The sequence below is a fragment of the Pseudonocardia sp. ICBG601 genome (assembly GCF_020496245.1).
The window spans coordinates 36,126-59,016 of record NZ_JAHLJA010000034.1; the positions used below are offsets into that span (position 1 = coordinate 36,126).

Genomic DNA, 22,891 nt, shown 5'->3' on the forward strand with positions numbered 1-22,891 from the left:
CCCCCTCGGGCTGATGCGGCGCCGGCAGGACCAGCCGTGACAGCCCGAGATCTCCCGGACCCGACATCAACGATCTCACATGCCAGCCCTTCACCGGTGTTTTCCTTAGGAAAACACCTAACTTGCTGCGCCGCAGGCGCACGCACACCGCGCAGCGCAGATCCGCGCTCAGCAGCACCCCCACGGAGCAGCACACGAGAGAGCCCGCCCCTCGACCAGGGCCGCGCTAGGCGCTCACCAGAAGACCCCAGACCCGATACACTCCACGCATGAACGCGCGCGCGGCGACAACAGCAACACCACAAGCCAAGACCCACGCACGCACAGCAGCACGCGAACTCCTCCGCGCACGCATGCAACCCATCACCGCACTCACCGAACTCGCAACCGCCGTCGACACCGCCCGCACAGAAATCGACAACGCCCGACAACGATGGCGCGACGCACAAACCGCCTACGCCCACGCCTACCGCGCCGCCCGAGCAGCCGGCTGGAGCCCCACCGAACTCCACGACATCGGCTGCGGCACCCAACCCGCCGGAACAGCACTACGCACACGCCCCGACAGCGACAGCACCACTCCGACGCCCGCACCTCCGGTGACCACCGACCCGGAACCGCGACCCACCGACACCACCGACAACGCCACCGCTGGACACAGCGCACACGAAGCAGGACCCCGATGACCACCGACAACACCGCCACCACCGCCGGTGGCGCCGCAGCCACCGCCGACGACTCTCAACCGGTCTTGATCTTCGGGCGGGGAGCGCTGACCCGACTCGCCGACGGCCGTAAAACAGCAACCATCAGCAGCGAAATCCCCGACGCAGCACCCGGCGACACCGTGACAGCAACACTCCCCGCCGGGACACCACGCCTGCCCATGCAGATCACGCACTGCTACCCCGTCGACGAACTCACCGCGCTACCCCAGCTCGCCACCCAAGCCGGACTCGAACTATCCGCCTTCACAAAATGCCGATCATGGTCGGCGTACCTCGACAACGTGACCACAACCGGGACCGTCACAACCCCGGCGCGCGTACTGGTCCTCACCACCACCGGGGAACTCGAAGGGGAATTCCCCCCGAAAAAGCGCCCCACCCCGAAACGTAAACGCCAACCCCCGACGCCACCCAAGCCGAAACCCGCCCCAGAACCACTGAAACCCGTGAAAAACGGCTGGATGCAGATCCAAGGCACCGGGCCAGTGAAAATGACACCACTCACCATGGTGCACCCACAAGACACACCTGAACTCCAACAACGAATCGCAGCCGTACTCGCCCGACGCACACCAACACTACAAGAACGCCGAGCACTAGCACCCGTCATCGGAGCACTACTCGAAAAAGGGAAAGCCGGACCAGCAGGACTAGGAAAAGACGACCGAGAACGACTCCGGAAACAACTCCACACAGCAGTCGCCTGGCTCACCCAACACCAACTACTCACACACGGACACTGGAACCCGAAACTCCTCACCGGACTCCGCATCAAACACGCCACCACCCGCGGCGGCGCACCCAAACAATAAAACCTTTCCCCACCGAAACCCGAGTTCACGCCCCCACCCGTGCCGCGCCGACCGGCGCGGTCGAGACGCTCCAGTAGCGCCCGGTCTTGACCGCCAACCCCGCACTCGCCAACGCAGTCAGCGCTTTCGACACCGCCGGGGCCTTCCGACCCGTCGCCGCAGCGATGTCCCCGGTCCGGGTGTGCCCGGCGGCCAGGGCGGCGTAGACCTCCCGCTGCGCAGGCGACAACCCGGCGTGCTCCGCGACCTCGAGGGCGCTGGTCTCCTCAGCCGGGGCAGGAAGGGGCCCGACGTCGGCGGCGGTCAACGCCGCCGGCACGGCGACACCCGCCCACCCCGGTAACGCCACCACCGACACCACCGACGGCGCCGAGAGCTCCGGCGCCGGTGCCTCCGGGGCCAGCTCCCCGGCGGCGCCGGCGCCGGTGTGGGTGGTGCGGCGCCAGGCGGCCAGCTTCGCCGTCTGGGTCTCCCACCGCGCCTGCGGCGACACACCCTGGGCCGGCTGGAACGGCGCGACCGCTGCGGCAGTGTCGACATCCAGGGCCGCGCCGGGCACCGACCGCACCCACTCCCCCAGGTCCTCTGCCCAGGCGACCCGGCCCATCGTCATCCGCCCACCCGAGTTCGCGAAGCAATACCCACCACCCGACGGCAAGCTCGTGGGGGCGACCGCGAGACCGTCGATCACGGCGTTCTCGCTGCGGTTCATGTTGCGGAAAGCGAACAGGTTCCGTGCAGTCAGGAAACTCCGCAGCACCGTGGACTGCCCGAAGTCCGGCGCCAGCAACGACTGCGTCCCCACCACCAGCCCGACGCCGTATTTACGGCCGATCCGCACCACCCGCTCCAACCGGCCGATGAAATCCGCCGCGACCATGTGCGGATGCGTCGAGAGCCGATGCAACTCATCGATAATCCACATCAGGCCCGGCAACTCCGGGGTGGGCAGCAGCTTGCGCGCCGGGGACTGGACCGCCGGATCGGTGATCGCCACCAACGCCCCGGACCCACCGCTGTCGGGGTCGGCGGGGGCGTCGGTGAGGGTGGACTTCAGCAGTGACCGGACCTCCAGGGCGGCCTCGACCGCGGCGAGCTGGGCCAGGACACCGTCCGGACCGGACTCCGCCCAATCCGCGACATCGTTGAGGACCGGGCTGGAGCCGCCATCCGGGTCACCGTCACCGAAGAACACATGCCACCGCCCCGACGCGGCGAGGCCGAGGCCGATCGCCTCCAAACACGCCGACTTCCCCGACCCGGGCTCCCCGGTCACCAGACCGTTACGGACACCGACGGTCTCCACCGCGTGGAAGACCATCTCGCCTTCCCCGTCGGCATACGGGCCCAACGGCACCGCCCCGGCCTCATACCGCGGCCCGGTGTACGCGATCCCCGCCGACAACACATCCGCCGTGATCACCGTCAACACCGCCCAGCCCTCATCGTCCGGGAACGGCTCCACCACCAGGTGTTTCCCCGACACACCCAACGCCGAAGCGATCCGAGACCGACGCCCCAGGATGTCGTCGAAACACAGCTCACCGGGCGGGGTGCGCACCGTCCAGCGGATCGCCCGGCCGGTCTCCACCCGGTCGGTGAGCAGCGAGTCCGGGAGCGCTTTCCCGCGGCGGGCGACGTTGTCAGCCCACCGTCGCGCAAGACGGTCCCCCACATCACCCGCCACGTCCTCGTCCGGCAAGGCCGGGCCGGCCGTGGGCACGGTGACCGGATGCGCCGCCATCCAGCCCGACCAACACGCCGCCGAGCCCGCCGCGAGTACCCCGAGCAGAGTCGGGTCGGCCGGGCCGGCCAACGCCGCCGCACCCACCCACGCCCCCGCACCCGCGACACCCGCCCACGACACCTTCCGCCAGGACGCCGGGACACGGCGGCGCCACCATCCCCGCACCCCGGCCAGACCGGCGGACACCGTGAGCCCGAGACCCGCCGCGGCCGCGGTCGCTACCGTCGGCCCGTCGGAGACGGCAACGAGGTCGCACAGCGCCCAGCCCAGCGTCCCGGTCGCCGCGGTCGCCGCCGTGGCCAGATACGGCACCCGCCGCGACCGCACCGACCTCCGTAGCCGATCTTCACGGTCACTCACAGCGACCTGACCAGGTGTTTCCCGACGCAACACCGAACCCGGGCGGCGCAACACCACCTCCCCACCCACACCTTCGACAGGCTCGACGACAGTGTCAGCAGTCAGGCGCTGCAACGCCGCAGCCAGGACCTCCGGAGTGAGAGCCGCAGACTCTGCCGACACCGTCATCGATATCCCTCCAGGTGGTCGTTCACGGACCGATTCTGTTCAGCACGGTTCGGTGGTGCCCCGCACCGCCGCGACACGGACACCCGACAACCAGTACGCGCGTACCGGTTTCGAGGACGGGGCTGACACCCTGGCCTGGGAGAACTCCCAGGCCAGGGCAGAACCATCAGGTGCGGGTGCCGATATAGGTGCCCGACACCGTCGCCGCCAGGGAGTCATCCGAGAGGACCTGGTCCTGGGTCGACAGATGCCGCGCAAAATGGCTCTGCGCACTACCCGCACTGTCCCGGAACAGGGCCGCGTGCTCCTGCATCTGCGACAGCAACGCGATCGGAGCGCCCGACACCCCCGCCGCGGACAACGACGACACCGACTGCTCGATCTCGGAGAACATCCGCTCCCCGAGCCCGCGCATCTGCTCACAGAAATGATGCGCGCTACCCGGATCCAACGTCTCCCCACTCGCCATCGTGCCGCTGCTAGTGCTGGTGGCTGCGGTCATCAGACCATCCTTCCCATCGTTACTGCTGGTCACAGGACTACTGGTCGTGCTGGTCGGGGTGGGGCGGTGCAGCGGATGCACCGACGCCCACCCGACACCGGTCTCGGGCTCGGTCTCGGTCGCGGGAACGCTGCCGTCGGCGGGCGGGTCCTCGCGCTTCTCCTCGGTCTCCTTCTCTGTGGGCACCGGCTCGGGCGCCGGCGCAGGCGCCGGAGGCGTCTCGGGGGCAGCCGGGTCGACGGTGATCACCATCGGCCCGGCCTCCGGGGTCCGGTCGGTGTCGCGTTCCGATGCCGCCTGCGGGGTCTGCGGCGGGCCTGGGCGGGTCGTCCACTCGCCACGACCACCCACACCTGACCGACCGCGAGACGCCTGCCGGACGCGGTCGCGCAGAGCCCGCGCCCACCGCTGCCGGCGTAGCTGCCCCGCGGCGGCCCGCTCATGACGCTGCCGACGCCGGTCGGTGGCGTAGTCCCAGCCATCGGCCCACCACTCGCCCAACGCTTTCCGGGCCGGCCCCGGCTCACGGCGCCCCCGCGGGTGCGCGATCCGTTCCGCGACCCGCGCGGCCAGGGCCTCGGCGATCGTCGGACCTGACCGGCGGGCGTCTTTCGCCATGCGACGTTCATGGGCGCGTTCCGCCCTGCGACGCCGATCTCGCAGCCGGGGCGGCTCCGTGCCTCGCGCGGTCGCGATCACCTCCGTGCCCGCGTATCGCGCCAGGCCCCACACAAGCAGGGACACCAGCAGGATCGTCTCCACCGCCGATCACCCGGTGATCCACGTCGAGGCCACCGCTCCCGCGCCCCCGACCCCGCGGGCCAGGACGCTGTAAAAACCGGCCAGCAACGGCGCCCCGGACGCCACCGCGAGGGTCGGCGCGGTCAGCGCCAGCCACGGATGCCACGACTTCGGCTTCGCGGTCTTCGGCACGATGCCCTTCACCACGACCTCCAAGGTCGCGATCACACAGACCGCGGCCAGGACCGTGCCCCCGGCGACGCCGAGGAGCTGGGTGACCGTGGAGGTCGCCCCCGACAGCGTCGTGAACACCCGCCCCAGCAGCGTCCCCAGCACACCACCGATCCCGGTCCCGGCGACCAGGAACAGCGCGTTCGTGGTCTTCGCGCAGTTCTGGTTGTACTTCAGCCAGGCCCCCAGCACGAGCGCCAGAGCCGCGACCACACCAGTACTGGCCCACGCGTTCATGACGTGCTCCCCTCAGAAGGTCCGGCGAGCCCGGCCGTCCACGACGTGGGCATCCAGTAGGACCAGGTCACGAACTCCGGCACCAGGACTCCGACCAGCGGAATCTCGTTCAGCACCGACGCCACGGTGACCAGCAGCGGCCCGAGCGTCCACAGCCGGCCCGGGGTCCGCGACGCCCACCCCAACACCCCGGCCACGATCAGCGCGGGGGCCTGCACCAGCCAAAAGTGCGCGACCGCGACCTGACGCACCATCGGATGCTCACTGACCGTCCAGTCCCCACGGCGCGCCAACTCGATGCCCTCGGCCAGGGTGACCGGGCGCTCCACCGCGGCCCGGCAGCCCGTCACCGCAGCCGTGGTAGCGCTCGCCAGCCCACGAGCGAGGCGCGCCCACCACGGCGGACCCGCCTCCGGGACCGGGCCCCACCCGGCCTTCCCCGCAGCCGGCACCGCCGCGCTCGGGGCCGACTCGCCCGGCGCCGTACTCGTCGTCGCACTCACCGCGAGCTCCTTCCCGCGCTCAACGGCTCCCGCGCCTGCAACTCCAGCAGCCGATCCCCCGCCGTGACCAGCGCCGACACCGCAGACTCGACCACCGCTGTGGCTGCGGCCGGGTCCGGATGCCGCCTGCTCGCCGCGCCGCGGGCGTAATCGAACGCCGCCACCAACCGCTCCACATCCGACCCGGCGGCGGCGAACCGCACCACGAACCGCGACCGGCGCCGATCCGGACGGCCACGCCGCACCGCGACCTCCACCTCCGCGCCAGCAGCCGCTGCGGTGCGGCGGCGGTAGCCGCTCACCGCCGACCACCCCGCCGGTGCTCTAGGGCGCGGGTCACCAGAGCAGCGACGCTGCACCACACCACCACCGCCGCCAAGCCCATCACGATCCGCGGCGACGACCAGTCCCCGGCCGCCGGGAACATCGCCTCCACCAGCACGAACACCGCGAACCCCACACCACCAGCGGCGATCAGCACCGGAACCGACACCGCCGCCGACCCCAGCCGGGACACCGCCGCTCGCACCGGATGCGGCGCGAACTTCGGCCGCCGCACCCGCACCCGCTCCGGCGGGAACAACGACAACTGACCCGACCGGTCTGGCGAGTGATCCAACGCCCGGTCCAGCGGCCGGTCCGACACTCGACGCGACGATCGACGCGGCACCGGACGGGACACTCCAGATGACGACACAGCAACAGACACGCAAACCTCACCCCAAAAAGGAAGAAGCAGAACAAACAGGAGATAACGGACACCATCGGGCCCACGGCAGCCCCACAGCAGCTACAGCACGCCGCTACAACCAGCCGAAGACGACCCGAGAAAAACTAGACAGACCCGACCGGCAGAGCGAACGGCAGAGCCGAACTGAACGCCTCTGCGCCAGGACTATGCGAAGGCGGCGACCCGGGCGCCGTTCACACGCCCCGCCACCGACGACACCGGCGCCGACACAGCAGACGACGCGGCAGACGCGGTGCGGTGCAGGAACGCGGTGACATGGTCATAGGCGTCCCCGGCGAGCTGGGCGCGGGACTTCCCGACCCCGAAGGTCTTACGGATCGCCTCCCGCGACACCGACCCGGCCCGCTCCCCCGACACCGCCGGAGCGGGAATGTCGCCGTCGACGACCGCGCGCCGAGTCCGCTCATACAGCACGACCGTGTCCGCCGCCGTCTCATCCAGCCGGGCAGGAGTCAGCTCGTCATACAGGTCAGCGAAGATCGGCCGGAACACCGAATGCAGCACATGCTGCACGATCACCGCTGCGGCGACCAGGAGCGGCGGCAGGACATGCGCCAGGGTCGAGCCCGGGTCGAATCCGTAGCGCACGCCCCACGGCACGACCGTGAGAGCGAGGGACGCGGCGGCGAGGCCGGCGTCGAGAACGTAGAGGCCGCGCGGGATGCGGCGGCCGTGCTGCACCGCAGTGAAACCCACGAACAAGCTCACGACCAGCAACACCGAGGCGAGAGGTTCGATCAGGTAGCCGTACCACGGGCCGTCCACACCGACGACGCCGTCGTGCACGGTCACCGCCATGAACAGCACACCGGCGGCGATCAGCAGCGGCGGCACCATCGACAGGCCCACATAGCGGCGGTAGGTCGAGGTCAGCCGACGGTCCGGGTTGAGCAGACGGTCGCGGTTCGCGACCGCACGATGCGCCCAGCCCGCCTCGCGGCGGACACCACGAGCGGCGGCGATCTCAGCCATCCGAGTCCGGCGCCGCTCCGCACGCTCCGCGCCACGGAGCTTCTCGGTCACCTTCCGGTCAGCGCGCCGCTCCCGCGACGACCGGGCGTCGAGAAGCGCGGGATCGTCCTGTAGCGCGACGACGGCGCGGGCCTGCTTCACCTCTTTAGCCAGGAGCCGGGCCTCGCCGATCAGACGCGGCCCGGCCCCACCGGAGTCATCGCGGTCGGAGTCCGGGGCGAGGACCAGGTCCTCCAGCCACGACTCCGACCGGACACCGTGCGAGCGTGCACCGCTCCGCGACGAGCCGTTCATCGGGCCCACCCCGGCGCCGACGTCCGCGGCAGCGGCATCGTCGCAACGGTCGCCCACAGGCGATCGATGAGCTTCTCGGTCAAACCATCCGGGAACCACCTGGGCTGCTCACAGCCGGGGTCAACATCCGGGGGAATCGCCCCACCCTGAGGTGGAACAACATGGGTCGTGCAGGCAGGATGCCACACAGCCGATCACCTGTTTCTAGTCAGGTTGGTTGGTCAGACCGGCGCCCCGGAGTTCAATCCGGGGTGTCGGTCGCCCACCAGGACTCCTGGCGAGCTTTTTCATGTCTAGCACCCCGTCTCGGTCGTGACAAGACCGGCTCCTGACCCAGGGTCACCGGAGCGGCACCCAGTGCACGCAGCCCACGACCGCGAGAGGCCCGGCGGCCCAGCGCCGGCCGCCACCGGCTGGGCGCGGCGACCCCGCGCCGGGCGAAGGAAATTCCGGGGTGTCTCGCGTGCGCGCGACGCGCGCCTACGCGCACATCGCGTTGAGACCGGCCACGACCACCGGCCGCCCGGGAAATTTCCTCCAGGAAAAACTCCGACCGCGCGGCGGTCAACATCATCTCCAGACCGTCACGCCACGCCTCGGCCAGCCCAGCCGAACCGTGAGCCGGCGACCGACCCCGGACGCGCAGCCCGAACGCGGCCACAGGCCGACCTCGCCGGCAGCAGGCGCAGCGACGGCGCCCTCGGAGGCCGCGCTGCTGCCCCGGGCCGCCTCACCCACGGCCGCGGCGGCGACCGCACCGACCGATCCGGGCCACGGATCGCGGCAGCAACCGCCAGGCCCGGCGTCCCTCGCCGCCGCGGGGCGACGACGGGCGGCGCCGGCCGAGCCGTGCGGCGACGGCCGAGGTGTGCCGGTCGAGTTTCCGGCAAGGAAATTTCCGTGCCGGAAATTCCCGCTGAGCCGGTCTCAACGCGATGTGCGCGTAGGCGCGTGTCGCGCGCGCACGCGAGACGCCCCGGGGATTTCCACCCGACTTTTCCGGGCTCCGCCGTGCACGGCGACCGACGCCGACGATGTCCCCGAGGGCCCCGGACGGGCTGGCCACGCCCCCGACCCGACACCACCACCGACACCGACGGCCTCGGCAGCCCCACCGTGGCCCCCGTGGACGGAGGCCCGGCACGCGCCCACGCCTGTGCGATATCTGCTCGATAACGCCCTCGGGGCAGGGCCGGAACCGGCGCAGGCCTCGGCGAGCACGGCCCCGGCGGCACTCCACACCGGCCGGCCGCCGCCTGACAGCCGCCGGGACGGGCAACCACGGGTACGGACCTCGGGCGCCCCGGCGGCCTGCTCTGGCAGCGCGCAGCGAGGTGTCCGAGGGCAGCTCGGTCGGGCCCAGGCCGCCCGGAGTCCACCGTGACGACCTGCTCCTGGGGCAGCGCGGACCGCCGCCCCGACAGCGCCCCAGGGGCCCAGGGGCCCGCGTCAAGATCGCCCTACAGGCGCCGGGACCAGCACCTTTGCTGTGTGCAATGTTCGCCGTGCGGCGGCGTGGAGTGACTCGGAGGGCACCGGCGACAACCACGCCGCCAGAAAGAATCCCCTGGTCAGAGCGCCGCGGCTCGACCGGCGCGGCCAGTGTCTGTCAGCGCTAGCCGCTCAAGATCGTTTCATTGCGGCGTTTCCGCTGGTCCCGATACTTGCCGACACCTACTCGCCTAGGTGCGCAAGGAAGGATGGTCGAGGGGGGATCACGGCGTTCGAGGCATGTGAGCGAACGTATTCCCAGGCCAGAGGCATGATCGGGGCGGCGGGTCGCCCCGCACGGGGCGGCGCGGCTGCCTGCGGGGCGATCATGAATCGGATCGTTTCCGCTGGTCCCAGTACTTGTAGATGAGGTAACGCACGGTGGCGCCGGAAAGAGGCTACCGACCGGTAGCCGACGATGACCAGCCTGGACTCGGGAGTAACCCCAGGTCAGAAGCACAATTGCGCGAGGCAGGCAAGCCCCGGCGGGGACGTCCCCGAGCGCCTGGTTGATCATGAGTTGGGGAGTTTTCGCTGGTCCAGGCATGCGTCGACGATGTATCTCCGTGCCGGAGAGGGCCGCCGCGGGTGTCGTCGGCGGGGCGAGAAAGCGCCGGACCCTGGAGAATTCCCAGGTCAGCGGCCGTGCGTCCGCCGCGCCAGCATTCTGAGAGGCCATCAAGTCGCCGTATTGACGATCATGAACCGGAGAGTTTCTGCTGGTCCCGTCCCATGTTGACGGCATTACTGCACGCCGTATTGCAGTATGCTTGGCGAATGGCCCCTCCATCCCTCTCTACCGGTCCCGGCCTCCGCGTCGTGACCGTCACGAACCTGAAGGGCGGCAGCGGGAAGTCCACGACCACTGGTCTTCTCGCGCACGCGTGGGCCGAGGCCGGCCGACGCGTGATCGCCGTCGACGCCGACCCGCAAGGCACGCTGACTCGCTGGGCGCAGGACGCCGACTGGTACATCCCTGTGTTCGGCCTCGCCACGAACAAGCTGCATACGGAACTCTCCGGGATCGTGTCCCCGGACCGTTATGACGTCGCCGTGGTGGACACGCCGCCGCTGGAGCTGCAACGCGGCATCGTCTACTCGGCGATGCGCGCCGCAACTGACGTCGTGGTGACTCTCGCTCCCACTTCGTCGGAGTGGGACGTCTTGCCGAAGGTATGGGACGCCCTGGACGAGGTGGAGCCGTTGCGCTCCGGCCAGGCTCTGGTTTCGGTGCTGTGGAATCGAGTCCGGACGAACACCACCAGTGCTGCGGTCTACCGGGAGATGCTGGACGAGTCACGTCGGTACTCCTGCCGCGCCGTGATCCCGTTGGCCGAGCGCTACGCCCAGGTCATCGGCGCCGCAGTCACATTCCGGGCCGAGGACACCGCTGTGGTGGACGCTGCCGCCGAGATCGCAGGGCGAGGTGGCTGGTGAGTAGGCGCGAGGACCTGCGATCGCGGGCCTCCCGCGCGGCGAACCGAGCGCCGGCTGCCGAGCAGGTACAACTCCCACAGCAGCCGGCTCCGGTCGCCCTGACCGCCGATCCGCCGCCGCCCTCGTTACCACCAACTCGGCCAGCGCGCGCAGCGGCCAGCACCCCGAGGACGAAACCCGTGCGGATGACCATTGACCTGTCCCCGCTGGCTCATGAACGGCTCCGGACACGACGGAACACGCTCCGGGGGGAGTTGGGCATGGTCGCCGACCTGCCCGGCGCGGTCGTGGTCCGGGCGCTGTTGGCCGAGCTGGACGCAGACCCGAACCTCGCCGCCGCTGTCCGGGACCGCATCGCCGACGATCCGACCGGCTACGGCAAGCAGTAACTACGGGACTACTGCAACACTGCGTTACTGCAACACTGCGTTACTGCAAGATCGTCGAGTCCGCAAAGGTCGACGTCGCAGGCCAGCGTTCCGGTGCTGACTGGATGGACGTCCTTCTTCCTCGCGGTCTTGGCCGGGGTGTGGTCGGGGACGTTCACCGGCGGTGACCGATGGGCCTGTAGGGGCGTTGAGGGCGTCTGTGACGGCTTCGGGCGACCTGGGTGGTCGTGGGCAAGTCGACCCGGACCGCAGCCCGCGCTAGCGGGCGAGGACCGGAAGCGGCGCGGCAGCACCGTTCGTGCGCCTCGACAACAGGCGGCCGGAGTGGTTGCTGGTGTTCAGGATGAGGTTCGGGCAGAGGCGAGTCGTGGGGAGCGCCGGGCTTGGAGCAGAGCGGTGATCTGGTCGCGGGCGGCCTCCCGGGTGGCGACATCGGCGGTGTGGTGGTCGGGGACGAGCCCGGTGCGTAGTGCGTGGCGGTCGCGGGTCTGGTTGCGGGCTATGACTGCACGGGCGTCTACCCGTTGCTGGTGGTCGACCTGCAGGGCGTCGACACCCAGGTGGGTGTGGCCGTAGGGCAGCCGATCGGCGGCTGCACGGCCGCGCCGGGCCGCGATCTCGGCCCGGGCCTGGTCGTCGACGTGCGGGGCGACAAGGGGCCCGTGAGGGCCCTGCCAGGGGGCCAGGCGGTGGCGTAGCCAGGCCGAGGGCCAGCGCACCTGCCCGGCCGGGCAGCGCTCGACAGGCCGGGCAGGCCCGTCGAGGGTGGGCTGATGATCCAGGGCATGGCGCAGGTCGTTGTTGGTCCACCCGGCCCGCCAGAACGCCTTCACCCGGGCGCGGATTGCTCGCGGTGAGAGCCGCGCGAGCAGCGGGTCGTCGCGCAGCTGGCGTGCAGCGGCGAGCATCTCCCCGCGGCTGGTCGGCACCCGGTGATCGAACCAGTCTCCCCACCGGCGGCCCTGGCGGGGCGGCTCGGCCCCGGCCCGGGCCCTGACCCGGTTGTGGATGATCGTTCTCGCGCGCGTGTGAACTGAACTCTTACCTTCGGTAAGAGTAAACCCCGTTGGGGTCCAACTTTCGTCGCGCAACGAACTGCGGGGCGCGTCGGCGCGGGTTGGGGAGGGGATGGTGCCGGTCTCGGTGAGCGGACGTGCGGTGTCGCGGTGTTCGGCGGTGTTCGTGTCGGTGATCGCGTGGTCGGGCAGGTGGAGTTGGTAGACCGCCGCCCGGTTGCCGCGGCGGCCGTGGATCATGGCCTGGAGCGGGCCTCGGTACTGCGGGGTCGAGCCGGGCTCGATCAGGACGAGCCAGTCGGACTTTTGGAGCTTGGCCAGCCAGGACGCGACCGAGGACCGCGCCCACCCGGTAGCCTCCTGCAGACGTTTCCAGGTCGGCCAGGTCAGATGATCGGTCCAGTCCGCCCGTCGGGCGAGCTCGGCGAGCAGTGCGTCGAGGCGTCGTCGGGCGTCGCGGCGCAGCCGCCGGTACCAGGTCGACGCACGGATCGCCTCGTACCAGTCCCGAGCCGTGCGCGGCAGCCCCCGGGGAAAACCCGAGCCGGTGTCAGGGGTCGCGTCCTCGCCCAGCTCGACCCAGCACCGGCCGCAGAGGACCGTACCGAGGACGGTGTCCCGGGCGACACCGGAACGTCGGACGCAGTGCGTACACATCCGCGCCGCAGGCGGCGGATCGGCGGACAGCTCGCCGGCGGGCGGCCAGCCCGCAGCGGTCATCGCCGCTGCGGTAGCAGCTAGCTCGCCCGGTTCGCCCGCGGTCAGGGACCAGAGGCCGGTGTCGAGCCCGAGCGCGGCCCGGACCAGACACCCACAGACCTCCCGGGCGCCCCCGACCGGGGGCGTTGCCGGGGCTTGACGGGCCGCGTTATCCTTCAACCACGCATCCAACGCGTGCTCGCTCCTTCAGGGATGGGGGGGGCTGAAGGAGCGGAGCTGGAACTCCGTTGTACTTCCGTCGTAGGGCCCGGCCGAGAGGTCGGGCCCTACTTCGTTCTGAAGCACATACTGCTGCTGATGCTGCTCCAGCCCGCCATATCGAGTTGAGATCCAAGGACGACCAGCATGTGGCTGCCGTCCGTTCCGAGGGTCTAGGTGGTCATCGTCGTCGGTCCTTCGTCTGCGCCGAGGGAAGCGGCTGTCCGGGGCTCCGGTAGCCAGAAGAGCCAGAAGAGCCAGAAGAGCCAGAAGAGCCAGAAGAGCCAGAAGAGCCAGAAGAGCCAGCTCACCGTCTGATCCTGCCAGGCCCTCCCGTCGGCTCTGCCGGAAGGGGCTTCTTACGGGCGTGTCGGCCGCGTCGGGGGCTCACCGGGCCGGTGGCGTCCGTCGCAGTCGTCGAGGTCATCGAGGTGTTCGACGCAATCGTCCAGGATTGCCTGGGTGGTCCGGACATGCCACGCTGCCGGCGCTTGATCTTCCAGGGTCGCGCCGTAGGGGTTGCGGACTTTTTCTGCGGCGAGCGTCAGCTCCCGGGTGGCGGTGAGGATCCTGTCCCGCAACCAGTTCTCCTGGTCCACCCCGTCACGCCCCGAACGACGGACCGGCCGCGGCGGGACGAGACCCGGCGGCATCCACTGCCGTGTGGGATCAGGCTCGTCGGGGGGCGAGGCGAGCATGGGGACCTCCGGGGGAGACGAAGTACCAGCACGTGACGGGCAGCCTGCCCGGCGGTAGTGAGTGATCGTCCCGTCACGGGACGTGTCCGGGAGGTTGGCACACAGCCTGCGGCCCGTCAACTCCGTACATGGTTTGACTGTCGAGCGTTTCAATGATGAGTTGAGTAAGAGCTGCTAGAGTTGCGCTGGAGCCGACCGGAGTCGTTGCTAGGGATGAGCGACAGCTTCGCTGCTACGGTTGGCCCCTGGCCCCTGGCCCCTGGCCCCTGGAAGGACGGTGCCCTGATGTCGGCTGCTGATGATGGGGATCGCCCGCTCGCGTTCGCAGAGAAGGTCAATCAGGTCTTCGAGACGGTGCATCCACCGGGGCGGTCACCGTACACAAATCGAGAGGTGGCACGGTGGCTCGAAAAGAACTCGACAAACGGCGAGCCGACTCTCAGTGAAAATTACATAGGACTCTTGCGTAGCGGCAAGAGCAGAAATCCAACGATCCAGACTGTCGAAGCGCTTGCGAGATTTTTTGGAATTCCCCCCGCTTATTTTTTGGAGAGCGGCTCGACTGCGTCTGCTATCCATGAAGAGTTGCAGTTGATCGCGAGCCTGCGTGACGCGAAAGTTCACGGTATTGCTGCCCGGGCGGCAACGCTGGATCCGGAGATGCGTGATTGGCTCCACGACATGGTGACCACCTTGCCGACAGGGAAGCCGTTGGGCAAGCAGCGCGACTGTGCCCGTCGCCGTCGCTTCGAGGAGCTTCCAGATGAGGACCTCAATGCTTGGTGACCACGGAGGGTCGCAGATTTTGATAAAGAGGCCGCAGTTTCCGCTCTGGTCGCAGTCTCCGGGACGGGCTGTTGAAGCTAAAGCGCGCCATCTGCTTCGTGATCTCAACCTGCAGCTGCCATTGGACCTTGACGAGCTTTGTCTGAATCTTGGCGAAAAGCGGATGCGGCCAATTCAGATCTTAGAGTTCTGCTTCCCAGATCCAAGCATCTTTGGGCTATGGGTCGAGGCAACCGACACCGACATCATCATCCATGATGCGAACCTGCCGCCCCGGCAGCGCACACGAACTATTTTGCACGAAGTCGGCCACATGGTTTTTGACCATGAACCGGATAACAGTGACGATGATGTAGCGGCGATGATCGCACCGCATTTACCTCCCGGTACGACCTGGAGGTGCCTTCGCCGGGATCGCTTCGATTCCCCTCACGAGAATGACGCGGAGCACTTCGCTGCGCTTCTTCAGTACTGGGGGCATCAGGCAGAGGCGGCTACGCGACGAAGTATTCTTGGTGGGACGCTGGAGAACGCGGTCGACATATTCTGAGCCAGGCCAGAATAAGCTGGAGTAGGGCGCCGTTATGCTCTCCGCCTACATTGCAGTATGGGTCGTCGTTTCAACGATTCTCTTGGGACGCATTTTCCTAGTCAGAACGTCACGGGCCCGCCCTTGGGGAAACGCTCTGACGACCTCTCTACTGACGATGCTCATCGCGTCAGAGCGGGTCCTTGGTCGGGCTCTGGACGGGATAGCGCCGGGTTTGCGTCTCCTTGTATTCTACCTGGCTCTCATCTCCTTCTTTCTAATAGCACTGCTTTTTGTCCTGGACTGCCGCTTCAGCAGGTCCAGTATGCGCACACAAAAGGCTCCTATTCATCAACAAGTCGCCGCCTTTCTATTTATTGCAGTGCTGCTGGCCGTTTTTTGGGGCGCATCCAATGGTCACCTCGTGCAGTATCCAGAGATTCTCGACGAGTTCAGCGCAGACCTGGCACCAGCTTATATGTTTCATGTGGTGGCGAACTCGTATCTGGGCTACAGCTGCGTACTGCTGGCGGTTAATGCGACTGGCGCTGCGCAAGCAGTGGAATCGGCCGTACGCTGGGTCTTCTACTTGGCTTCTCTTGCCTCGCTCGCCATGCTGCTTGGCGGACCTATCCTGCGGATACCCTCACTCGTGGTGCGCTGGTTCTCTGAAGGCCGCTCCAGCGTTTCTGTCACATTACAGAGCGTGGGGGCAATTCTCCTGGAGGCGGGGATAGCTGTCTTCCTTGGGAGTCTCTGCGTACTCGGCCTCCGAGTTCTGTACGTGCTGTGGCGCGAGCAGAAATTGATCCAGAGGAAAGTGGACTGCTTACGTCCCGCGTGGGAGGTGTTAGTGGCCGCGATTCCAGACGTCGCCTTCCGTCGTCGAGGTCGGTTTTCGGTGATCGTTGATCGACTCCGTCGCGACTTGCGATTCCGACACGATAAGCTCTCCATCGAATGCGAAGGGGCATTGTGGCGAGTAAGCGTGTATGTCGACGACTCCGCTCTGGATGAGGCTGGTCCGGTTAGCTTCAGGCAGCGGGCTTGGCTAGTATATGAAGCGTTAGTTAAGATTCACAGAGGCGTGGCAACTGCAACGGAGCCTGTCCTGATTGTTCCGGTATCCGAGAGCGACGACCGCCCTCTGCTGGTTCTTGCCGCCGAACTGGGTAAATTAATCAATCGGTACGGTCCGCCCGACCGAAGCACCGCGCCGATAGAGCCACATGTGGACGGCACGGAAGCGCAAGGAGGGTGAGTCTATCCATTGTTGAATCCGATCGCCGATCGAGATGCCTTCGGCCGTCCGCGACCTTTTTGCAGGTCGAAGGAGTGGGCATCCGTCGTGGGGCACTGTGGCACTACTTGTCGTAGTGACCGCGAGCGTCGCTTTTGTTCCCGGTGAGCTGGCCCACAGGGATGAACGGTGGTGGCTTGTCGGTCTTGTGGTGTACCCGACCCCGGCTCTCGTGACTGCTGCGGTGGCGGCTGGAGTCGGCCGGGTGATGCGCAGACAGAAAATATGGATGGGGAAATGATGCCGCCTGTCACTCTTCGAGTATCGCGAAGGTGGTTGTTTTGGCGGTCGTGAAAATCTATGCTGTGCGTGTCGCGGATGCGTGGGAAGCTGGCCTAGAACGCCGGTTTGCTTCGTGCCGCGCCGATATGAGCGCGGTTTCGGGGTTTCGTGGGTTGGAGTTGCTGCGTCCGGTTGATGGTGGTGGCCGGTATTTTGTGGTGTCGTGGTGGGATTCCGACGACTCGTTTTATGATTGGTTAGCGTATGGTCGGGAGATGGCGCATGGGGTGTCGTCGGCTCGGCTGGGTGTGGAGTCGGAGTTGCTGGAGTTCGAGGTCGTCGATCTGCCCGGTCTCGCTGCTGGACGGAGATAGACCTGCGGCAACGGTTTACGCGGCCGCGCGCGGCGCCTCCGTCGCGATCGCGGCCTCGGCTGTGTCGGTGGCGGGGTGGTCGAGGCATCCGCGGTCGCGGTGCTCGTGGTCGACGGCGTCTCTGTCCCAGAAGCCGTAGCTGCCGGTGGCGAGGTGGGTGGGCCAGTAGGTGGCGCAGTCGCTACAGAGGAACACGTCGGTCGGCCCGAGTCGTAGGTTCTGTGGTGGTTGGTCGCAGGTCGGGCATCGGTAGAGGCCGTGGGTGTCGTCCCAGCGCAGCGCCGCGGGCCGCTCCTCGGTGGCGTTGATGGCGATGGTCATGTCGTTGCTCCTGCATTCTCGTCGGTGTCCTGCGGGTGTGCGGTGCGGTGGTGGATGAAGCCGTGCTGGCGGAGGCGGTGGGCGAGTTCCCCGGTGGTGTACGCCGGGTACGCCGCCGACTTGTTGTCGTCTCTCTCGTCGTCATCGTTGTTTCTGCTGGTAGGCGCCTCGTGAAGACGGTTCATGGGTGTGTCCTTTCCCTGCGTTCGTTCGTGGAGCGTCGTGCGGAATGTGGTGGTGTCGACGAGGTGCTGGACGATGTGCCCGTCGGCGACGAGGACCCCGTGTTGGTTGTGTGCGGTGACGGTGAAGGCGTATCGGGTGCCGGTCTCGTGGGTGCAGCGTGCGGTGATCTGGAGTCGGTCCCCGGGTGTCGACGGTGCCCGGTGGGTGATCGCGACTTTCGCGCCGACCGGTGTCTGTTCTGGTGTGGCGCGGTGGTGGCGGAGGAAGTCCATGCAGGGCGCTTCGAGGAGTCCGACGAGGTAGCCGGTCGCGAACACCGCTTCCCCGGCCCGGAACGCCCCGAGCGTGGGGTGGAGGTCGGGGACGAGCTGGTCGTCGGGGACGACGTAGAAGATCGACATCTCGGAGGCGGTCCCGTCGCGGCTGACCTTGGCGGGCCGGAGCGCGGTGGTCATGGCTGCTGGGCTCTGGCTGTGGAGGTGGACGAGTCGTCGTCCATGTCGTCGTCGGGGTCGGTGTCGTCAGCTCTGTCGGTGTTGTCGGTCCCGTCGTCACCGCCGCCGGTGGTGTTGTCGGCGGTGGCGCTGAGGGCGTGTCGGTGGTGCGGGGGGACCATGCTGGTGACCAGGGCGGAGATGATCTCGCGCTGGCGTTCGGGCAGCAGTGCCCAGTTGTGGAGGAGGTCGGTGCCGGCGGGTTCGCGGACCAGGATGTGCAGGGTGTGCGCGGGCCCGTCCACGGCTTCGGGGTGGTCGGTGTAGAAGAAGTCGTCGGCGACGTTGTAGTAGCGGGCGAGCCAGCGGGTGTAGGTGGGTGAGGGTTCTTTCCCGCGGGTGCCGTTGAGGATTTTGGTGATGTAGACGTCGCTGACGCCGCCGCCTTGGCTGCGGATCCATCGGACGATGTCGGTGGCGGGGAAGACGGTTCCGTTGGGACGTCGGATGGCGCTGGCGAGGTAGTTGAGGCGTTCGCTGATGGTGCCGAACCGGTTCGGGTCGGGTGCGCCGGGCTTGATCCGCGGCGGCCCCGCCTCCCCCTCCGCGGCCGCGCTGGCGGGGCCGGACTTTCCACTGGTCGTTGCGGTGTTGCTGGTGGTGTGGGGCTGTGCTCGGCGACGGGCCATGGTGTTCCTCCTCGTGTCGTGGTCGTTCCTGGTCGTCCCTGCGGGTCCCCGGTTTCCGGGGGCGAGGGGCCACCGTCTGTAGGTTCTGAGACTCTATCTCTGGTCCGGGTTGGCGGGTGTGTATCACACGCCCGAGTGGACGGATATACAACAGTGGATAGGGTACAGTCGCGGCGTTGTTCGGGACGGGTGTCGATCGGTGGAGGCGGTGGAGCGAGTGGTGAAGCGCCGGGTCTCGCCCGGAGCCGGGCCGGCCGGTGGCGGTCGTAGTGGTCAGGGTGGGCGCTGATGGTCGGCGGTGTCTCGGTGTTCGCGGCTGCTGCGGCTCTGCTGCTGGGCTCCGCCCCTCCAGGTGGAGGCCCTGCGGAGACGGCGAATGTCGTGTGTGGGTGGCGGATCACCGCCGCCCGCGTCCTGGCTGAACTCGACCCCGGCAGCAAGGACGGTGGTAGTGCGGGGGTGGTGCGGTCGGCGTTGCTCGCCCTCGGCGCTGATGAGCCCGGTTTCGTCCCGGCCGCCTGCTACAGCGCCGGGGCCGGGAACCGCTCGGATGATCATGAAAACGGTTCCAATGCTCACCAGGGGCAGACCGGACAGAACGCGCAGGCCCCGTCGGTGGCTGCGGCCCCGCCCGGTTCTTCTGCTCTGTCGTCTGCGCAAGACCAGGGCGCCACGGCTGGTGAGGTGTTCGGGTGGGGCGTCCCGGATGTCGTCGATGACTTCACCGGCACCGCGCTCGGCCCTGGGTGGAGCGCCTATGACGGCCCGGGGCATGCGGGGAACGGTGTCCGTTCCCCGGGCGCGGCGACCGTCGCTGACGGGATCCTCACCATTGACGGGTCCGGGGACGGCACGACCGCCGGTCTGGCGTGGACCGCGCACTCCCAGAAGTACGGCCGCTGGGAGGCCCGAATGCTCGCCCCGACCGGCTCCCCCTCCTACAACGCCCTCGCCCTGCTCTGGCCGACCCAGGAGAACTTCCCGGTCGGCGGCGAGATCGACTTCGCCGAGATCATGGATCCGTCTCGGGACAAGGTCGAGTTGTTCCTGCACTACGGGGCGGACAACTCCCAGGTCCACGGCGAACTGAAGATCGATGCCACCCGGTGGCACAACTACGCCGTGGAGTGGACACCAGGCGGGGTGACCGCGTTCGTGGATGGCCGCGAGTGGTGGAAGACCACCGACACCTCGATCCTGCCGCCGGGTCCGATGCATCTGTGTCTGCAGCTGGACTGGTTCCCGCGCGGGGACGGGGAGTCGGGGCGGATGCAGGTGGACTGGGTCAAGCAGTGGGGCCTCGCCGCAGACGAGGGCGCCTCCACCGACTCCGCGGGCAGCGAGGGCTCCACCGATGCCGACTCCTCGACCTCGATCACCGATGAGGTCAACAACGTCGGCGGCCGCTGATGAGCCCGCTGATGACCTCGGCCCCTCTTGTCCGTACTTATTGTTGATCATGAAGGAAGTCTGTTGATGCCCCCTCGCTCTGGTGCTTCTCGCTCGTCCTCGGTCTCGTTGTCGCTGGCAGCGGGGGTGGTGCGCCGTTCTGCGGTCGCCGCGCTTGCGGCGGGAGCGATGCTCGGTGGGACCGCGGTGACGCCGGTCTTGCTCGCCTCCGCTGCGACGGCGGAGCCCGAGCCCGCGGCCGAGGGGCCGCCGGGGGAGGGCGCGGTGGGTGTCCTGGGCGGTCTGACCGATGCGGGTCATAAGGCGGTGGACGCGGTCGGTGCGGCGGGTGGTGCGGTCACCGACGTGGTGACCGGCCCCGCACCCGCCCCCGCGCCGGCCCCGGCTCCTGTGTCTGAACCGCCGTCCCGCCCGGCCCCGCCCCAGCCTGCGCCCGCGCCGCCGCGGGCAGCCCCACCACGGCCGGCTCCTGCGCCGCGCCCCGCGCCGCCGCAGAACGTCCCCCCGCCGCCGCCCGCGGCTCCGGCGCCCGCTCCCGCCCCGGCCCCGGCCGTGTCGTCGGCGCCGTCCGTCGCGCCGCCACCGCCACCGGCGCGTCGGCTGCTCCGGTGCCGGATAAGGCGGTACCGGTACGGCCTGCTGCGGTCACCACGCCGCCCGCCCCGGTCGCCTCCCACCGCGGTGGGGAGTCGCCGGCCGGCACGCCCACGAGCCGACCCGAGGAGAACCACGGCGAGGAGCACGGCAAGGACTGTTGCGTTGACGCCGCTGACCGGGGCGGTTCTGCCGGTGCCGGTCGTGGCGGCGGTGAGCAGGTGAGTCGCTCGGTGGAGGATGCGCGGGCTGCGGTTGCGCTGTTGGATGAGTTCCTCGACGTCCTGGAAGCCGAGCCGGCCAGCCCGGTCGGCGCGGGGGGTGAGGCGGGTCGGGTGGTCCTCGACGCTGCTGCGGATAGTGGCCGCAGCCCAGCGGTCGGCAGTGCTGTGGGTGCTGTGTCTGGGCCTGCGGCCCCGTCGGAGCGCCCCGTGGACACCGCGGCGCCGAGGTCGTCTGCCAGTGGCGCCAGCACGGTCACGCGGACCACGGATGAGCACACCAGCACTGGTCAGAGCACCGAGCCGCGGAGCGAGGGCCCGGGTGAGGCCCGGCAGGGTGAGGGCCTGGCCGCGGGTGTGGAGGAGCTGACCGAGCAGGCCGCCCGTGCGGCTGCGGCCGACCCGGACGCGGTCGCCCTGCTGGAGACCCTCACCGACCCGGCCTGAGCCTCGACGACCTCGACACCACCACCAGCAACAGCGCTGAGAGTGCTGGTAGTGCTGGTGAGACGATCTCCCGAACCAACGGTGCTCTCGCTCCCGCGACCGAGCCGTCGTCCGGTCCCGCCGCTGAGGCCCCGCCCGCCGCCGCCCAGGAACCCGACACGGACACTGCGGCGTCGGCGTCGGTGTCGGCGTCGGCGCCCCGGTCGCGGAGAAGAGCGCGGGCGGGGCCTCGAAAGGCGTGTGGGATGCGCTGGCCGAGTGCGAGTCGGGTGGGGACTGGTCGACCCGAACCGGGAACGGGCTCGCCGGTGGCCTGCAGTTCACGCCGTCGACCTGGGAGGCCTTCGGCGGCACCGGTGCCGCCACGAAGCGTCCGGGAAGAGCAGATCGCGGTGGCGCAGCGGGTGCAGGAAGGCCAGGGCTGGGGTGCGTGGCCGGCGTGCAGCGAGCGGCTCGGTCTCACCGACTGAACTGGTGAGCTGGGTCGGTGCGGCCTGTGTCACCACCCTGCCGGCCAGAGCCCCTGAGGTCGGACCGGCGTTCGAGACTGGGGAGTTCACGATGAAGACCGCGACGACCGGGCTCGCCTGCGTGACCGCGCTGGTGGGCGCGGTCGTCGTGCTTCGTGATCGCCCTCGGCGGTGCGATCACCGCCGGTGGCCGCACGTTCTCGCTGGGCGTTCCCGGGGTGGTGTGTGCTCCCGCCGGGGTGGACCCGGCTGACCTGGTCGAGGGTTTCGGCCCCGTCCAGGTGTCCAACGCCGCGCACATCGTCGCCGCCGGTGTCGAGATGGGTGTCCCCGTGCGGGGCCAGGTGGTCGCGGTCGCGACCGCGATGCAGGAATCCAGTCTGCTCAACTACGCCAACACCACTGTCACCGAATCGTTGACACGCCCGCATGAGGCGGTCGGGGCCGATCATGACTCGGTCGGGTTGTTCCAGCAGCGCGCCGCCGGGTGGGGGCCGGTCACCGTCCGCATGGACCCCAGGGGCTCGGCGCGTTGTTCTATGAACGCCTGCTGCAGGTCCCCGGGTGGGAGACGATGCCGTTGACCCGGGCGGCGCAAGCGGTGCAGATCAGTGCGTTCCCCGCCGCCTACGCCAAATGGGAACACCCCCGCGCTACTGGTCGCCGCTCTGGACGACATCACCTGCACCGGCCCCGGCGGCGCGGGCAGCCCGCCGGGCTCTCCGGTGTTGCCCGGGCGGTGGATCCGCACATCCGCCAGGTGATCGACCGCGCCCTGACCCAACAAGCCAGCCCTATGTCTGGGCCGGAGGCGACGCCCACGGCCCCACCCGGGCGGGTTCGACTGCTCCGGACTCATGACCTACGCCTTCGCCGGCATCGGGATCGACGTCCCCGGACAAACCCAAGCCAT

24 protein-coding genes and 1 pseudogene are annotated in these 22,891 nt (G+C 68.9%); 13 read left to right on the forward strand and 12 right to left on the reverse strand.

Annotated elements, in window-relative coordinates; translation table 11 throughout:
• Positions 1-269: 269 nt before the first annotated feature.
• Both KPL57_RS12965 and KPL57_RS12970 read left to right on the forward strand, forming a co-directional pair.
• Positions 270-686 carry a hypothetical protein gene (locus KPL57_RS12965; RefSeq protein WP_226351793.1) on the forward strand — a complete coding sequence of 139 codons (417 nt, stop codon included), beginning with the start codon at positions 270-272 and terminating at the stop codon, positions 684-686.
• Entirely contained in the window at positions 683-1,540 is an 858-nt protein-coding gene (locus KPL57_RS12970; RefSeq protein ID WP_226351794.1) for a hypothetical protein, read from the forward strand. Before KPL57_RS12965 ends, KPL57_RS12970 begins: the two co-directional genes overlap by 4 nt.
• Before the next feature lie 25 nt (positions 1,541-1,565).
• On the opposite strand, the gene KPL57_RS12975 is transcribed toward KPL57_RS12970, so the two are convergent.
• From KPL57_RS12975 to KPL57_RS13005, 7 genes are all read right to left on the reverse strand, one after another.
• A complete protein-coding gene (locus tag KPL57_RS12975; protein WP_226351795.1) occupies positions 1,566-3,599 on the reverse strand; it encodes an FtsK/SpoIIIE domain-containing protein in 2,034 nt (677 codons plus the stop codon).
• 382 nt (positions 3,600-3,981) lie between these two features.
• Positions 3,982-5,079, reverse strand: coding sequence for a hypothetical protein (locus KPL57_RS12980; RefSeq protein WP_226351796.1), 1,098 nt, complete (start codon positions 5,077-5,079; stop codon positions 3,982-3,984).
• A gap of 6 nt (positions 5,080-5,085) precedes the next feature.
• On the reverse strand, positions 5,086-5,526 hold the full coding sequence (locus KPL57_RS12985; protein ID WP_226351797.1) for a hypothetical protein: 441 nt from the start codon (positions 5,524-5,526) through the stop codon (positions 5,086-5,088).
• On the reverse strand, positions 5,523-6,029 hold the full coding sequence (locus KPL57_RS12990; protein ID WP_226351798.1) for a hypothetical protein: 507 nt from the start codon (positions 6,027-6,029) through the stop codon (positions 5,523-5,525). Before KPL57_RS12990 ends, KPL57_RS12985 begins: the two co-directional genes overlap by 4 nt.
• Complete coding sequence (locus KPL57_RS12995; RefSeq protein WP_226351799.1) at positions 6,026-6,331, reverse strand: hypothetical protein; 306 nt, start codon at positions 6,329-6,331, stop codon at positions 6,026-6,028. The genes KPL57_RS12990 and KPL57_RS12995 overlap by 4 nt, the downstream gene beginning before the upstream one ends.
• Complete coding sequence (locus KPL57_RS13000; RefSeq protein ID WP_226351800.1) at positions 6,328-6,618, reverse strand: hypothetical protein; 291 nt, start codon at positions 6,616-6,618, stop codon at positions 6,328-6,330. The genes KPL57_RS12995 and KPL57_RS13000 overlap by 4 nt, the downstream gene beginning before the upstream one ends.
• Before the next feature lie 306 nt (positions 6,619-6,924).
• A complete protein-coding gene (locus KPL57_RS13005) occupies positions 6,925-7,893 on the reverse strand; it encodes a hypothetical protein (protein ID WP_226351801.1) in 969 nt (322 codons plus the stop codon).
• 2,463 nt (positions 7,894-10,356) lie between these two features.
• Here KPL57_RS13005 and KPL57_RS13010 point away from each other — a divergent pair.
• Positions 10,357-10,974 carry a ParA family protein gene (locus KPL57_RS13010; RefSeq protein WP_308252862.1) on the forward strand — a complete coding sequence of 206 codons (618 nt, stop codon included), beginning with the start codon at positions 10,357-10,359 and terminating at the stop codon, positions 10,972-10,974.
• 260 nt (positions 10,975-11,234) lie between these two features.
• Entirely contained in the window at positions 11,235-11,363 is a 129-nt protein-coding gene (locus KPL57_RS66390) for a hypothetical protein (RefSeq protein WP_264198049.1), read from the forward strand.
• A gap of 338 nt (positions 11,364-11,701) precedes the next feature.
• Here KPL57_RS66390 and KPL57_RS13015 read toward each other — a convergent pair whose 3' ends face one another.
• Together KPL57_RS13015 and KPL57_RS13020 are read right to left on the reverse strand one after the other, a co-directional pair.
• On the reverse strand, positions 11,702-13,099 hold the full coding sequence (locus tag KPL57_RS13015) for a hypothetical protein (protein ID WP_226351803.1): 1,398 nt from the start codon (positions 13,097-13,099) through the stop codon (positions 11,702-11,704).
• 557 nt (positions 13,100-13,656) lie between these two features.
• Positions 13,657-13,896, reverse strand: coding sequence for a hypothetical protein (locus tag KPL57_RS13020; protein ID WP_226351804.1), 240 nt, complete (start codon positions 13,894-13,896; stop codon positions 13,657-13,659).
• A gap of 312 nt (positions 13,897-14,208) precedes the next feature.
• Here KPL57_RS13020 and KPL57_RS13025 point away from each other — a divergent pair, with 312 nt between their 5' ends.
• The 4 genes from KPL57_RS13025 (at position 14,209) to KPL57_RS72075 (ending at position 17,206) form a co-directional block, all read left to right on the forward strand.
• Complete coding sequence (locus KPL57_RS13025; RefSeq protein WP_226351805.1) at positions 14,209-14,781, forward strand: helix-turn-helix transcriptional regulator; 573 nt, start codon at positions 14,209-14,211, stop codon at positions 14,779-14,781.
• Positions 14,759-15,331 carry an ImmA/IrrE family metallo-endopeptidase gene (locus KPL57_RS13030; protein WP_226351806.1) on the forward strand — a complete coding sequence of 191 codons (573 nt, stop codon included), beginning with the start codon at positions 14,759-14,761 and terminating at the stop codon, positions 15,329-15,331. Before KPL57_RS13025 ends, KPL57_RS13030 begins: the two co-directional genes overlap by 23 nt.
• A 304-nt stretch (positions 15,332-15,635) precedes the next feature.
• The gene (locus KPL57_RS13035) at positions 15,636-16,571 is read left to right on the forward strand and encodes a DUF6545 domain-containing protein (protein ID WP_226351807.1); all 936 of its coding nucleotides are present in this window, start codon (positions 15,636-15,638) and stop codon (positions 16,569-16,571) included.
• Positions 16,572-16,915: 344 nt separating this feature from the next.
• On the forward strand, positions 16,916-17,206 hold the full coding sequence (locus KPL57_RS72075; protein ID WP_226351815.1) for an antibiotic biosynthesis monooxygenase: 291 nt from the start codon (positions 16,916-16,918) through the stop codon (positions 17,204-17,206).
• Between the two features lie 15 nt (positions 17,207-17,221).
• Here the strand turns inward: KPL57_RS72075 and KPL57_RS13045 are convergent, their stop codons facing one another.
• The 3 genes from KPL57_RS13045 to KPL57_RS13055 are packed head-to-tail and all read right to left on the reverse strand — an operon-like array spanning position 17,222 to position 18,836.
• On the reverse strand, positions 17,222-17,527 hold the full coding sequence (locus tag KPL57_RS13045) for a hypothetical protein (protein WP_226351808.1): 306 nt from the start codon (positions 17,525-17,527) through the stop codon (positions 17,222-17,224).
• Complete coding sequence (locus KPL57_RS13050; protein WP_226351809.1) at positions 17,524-18,114, reverse strand: thioesterase family protein; 591 nt, start codon at positions 18,112-18,114, stop codon at positions 17,524-17,526. Before KPL57_RS13050 ends, KPL57_RS13045 begins: the two co-directional genes overlap by 4 nt.
• A 50-nt stretch (positions 18,115-18,164) precedes the next feature.
• On the reverse strand, positions 18,165-18,836 hold the full coding sequence (locus KPL57_RS13055; RefSeq protein WP_226351810.1) for a hypothetical protein: 672 nt from the start codon (positions 18,834-18,836) through the stop codon (positions 18,165-18,167).
• A gap of 288 nt (positions 18,837-19,124) precedes the next feature.
• Between KPL57_RS13055 and KPL57_RS13060 the strand changes: the two genes are divergently transcribed.
• The 5 genes and pseudogenes from KPL57_RS13060 to KPL57_RS72080 all read left to right on the forward strand — a co-directional run.
• The gene (locus KPL57_RS13060; protein WP_226351811.1) at positions 19,125-20,246 is read left to right on the forward strand and encodes a glycoside hydrolase family 16 protein; all 1,122 of its coding nucleotides are present in this window, start codon (positions 19,125-19,127) and stop codon (positions 20,244-20,246) included.
• Positions 20,247-21,271: 1,025 nt separating this feature from the next.
• Positions 21,272-21,508, forward strand: a complete 237-nt coding sequence (locus tag KPL57_RS13065; protein WP_226351812.1) for a hypothetical protein — start codon at positions 21,272-21,274, stop codon at positions 21,506-21,508.
• Positions 21,509-21,689: 181 nt separating this feature from the next.
• Positions 21,690-21,966: pseudogene (locus KPL57_RS13070) on the forward strand (transglycosylase family protein); the annotation flags it as partial.
• 167 nt (positions 21,967-22,133) lie between these two features.
• On the forward strand, positions 22,134-22,562 hold the full coding sequence (locus KPL57_RS13075) for a hypothetical protein (protein ID WP_226351813.1): 429 nt from the start codon (positions 22,134-22,136) through the stop codon (positions 22,560-22,562).
• A gap of 273 nt (positions 22,563-22,835) precedes the next feature.
• The coding region (locus KPL57_RS72080; RefSeq protein WP_374203708.1) for a hypothetical protein at positions 22,836-22,891 on the forward strand (56 nt) is incomplete at its 3' end.

Bases quoted from the DNA above. Each gene is read 5' to 3' on its own strand.
- KPL57_RS66390 (WP_264198049.1), top strand. From the start codon at position 11,235: ATGGTCGCCGACCTGCCCGGCGCGGTCGTGGTCCGGGCGCTGTTGGCC.
- KPL57_RS12985 (WP_226351797.1), bottom strand. From the start codon at position 5,526: ATGAACGCGTGGGCCAGTACTGGTGTGGTCGCGGCTCTGGCGCTCGTG.
- KPL57_RS13025 (WP_226351805.1), top strand. From the start codon at position 14,209: ATGAGCGACAGCTTCGCTGCTACGGTTGGCCCCTGGCCCCTGGCCCCT.
- KPL57_RS13035 (WP_226351807.1), top strand. From the start codon at position 15,636: ATGCGCACACAAAAGGCTCCTATTCATCAACAAGTCGCCGCCTTTCTA.
- KPL57_RS13030 (WP_226351806.1), top strand. From the start codon at position 14,759: ATGAGGACCTCAATGCTTGGTGACCACGGAGGGTCGCAGATTTTGATA.
- KPL57_RS13045 (WP_226351808.1), bottom strand. From the start codon at position 17,527: ATGACCATCGCCATCAACGCCACCGAGGAGCGGCCCGCGGCGCTGCGC.
- KPL57_RS13050 (WP_226351809.1), bottom strand. From the start codon at position 18,114: ATGTCGATCTTCTACGTCGTCCCCGACGACCAGCTCGTCCCCGACCTC.
- KPL57_RS12970 (WP_226351794.1), top strand. From the start codon at position 683: ATGACCACCGACAACACCGCCACCACCGCCGGTGGCGCCGCAGCCACC.
- KPL57_RS13060 (WP_226351811.1), top strand. From the start codon at position 19,125: ATGGTCGGCGGTGTCTCGGTGTTCGCGGCTGCTGCGGCTCTGCTGCTG.
- KPL57_RS13055 (WP_226351810.1), bottom strand. From the start codon at position 18,836: ATGGCCCGTCGCCGAGCACAGCCCCACACCACCAGCAACACCGCAACG.
- KPL57_RS13015 (WP_226351803.1), bottom strand. From the start codon at position 13,099: ATGACCGCTGCGGGCTGGCCGCCCGCCGGCGAGCTGTCCGCCGATCCG.
- KPL57_RS12965 (WP_226351793.1), top strand. From the start codon at position 270: ATGAACGCGCGCGCGGCGACAACAGCAACACCACAAGCCAAGACCCAC.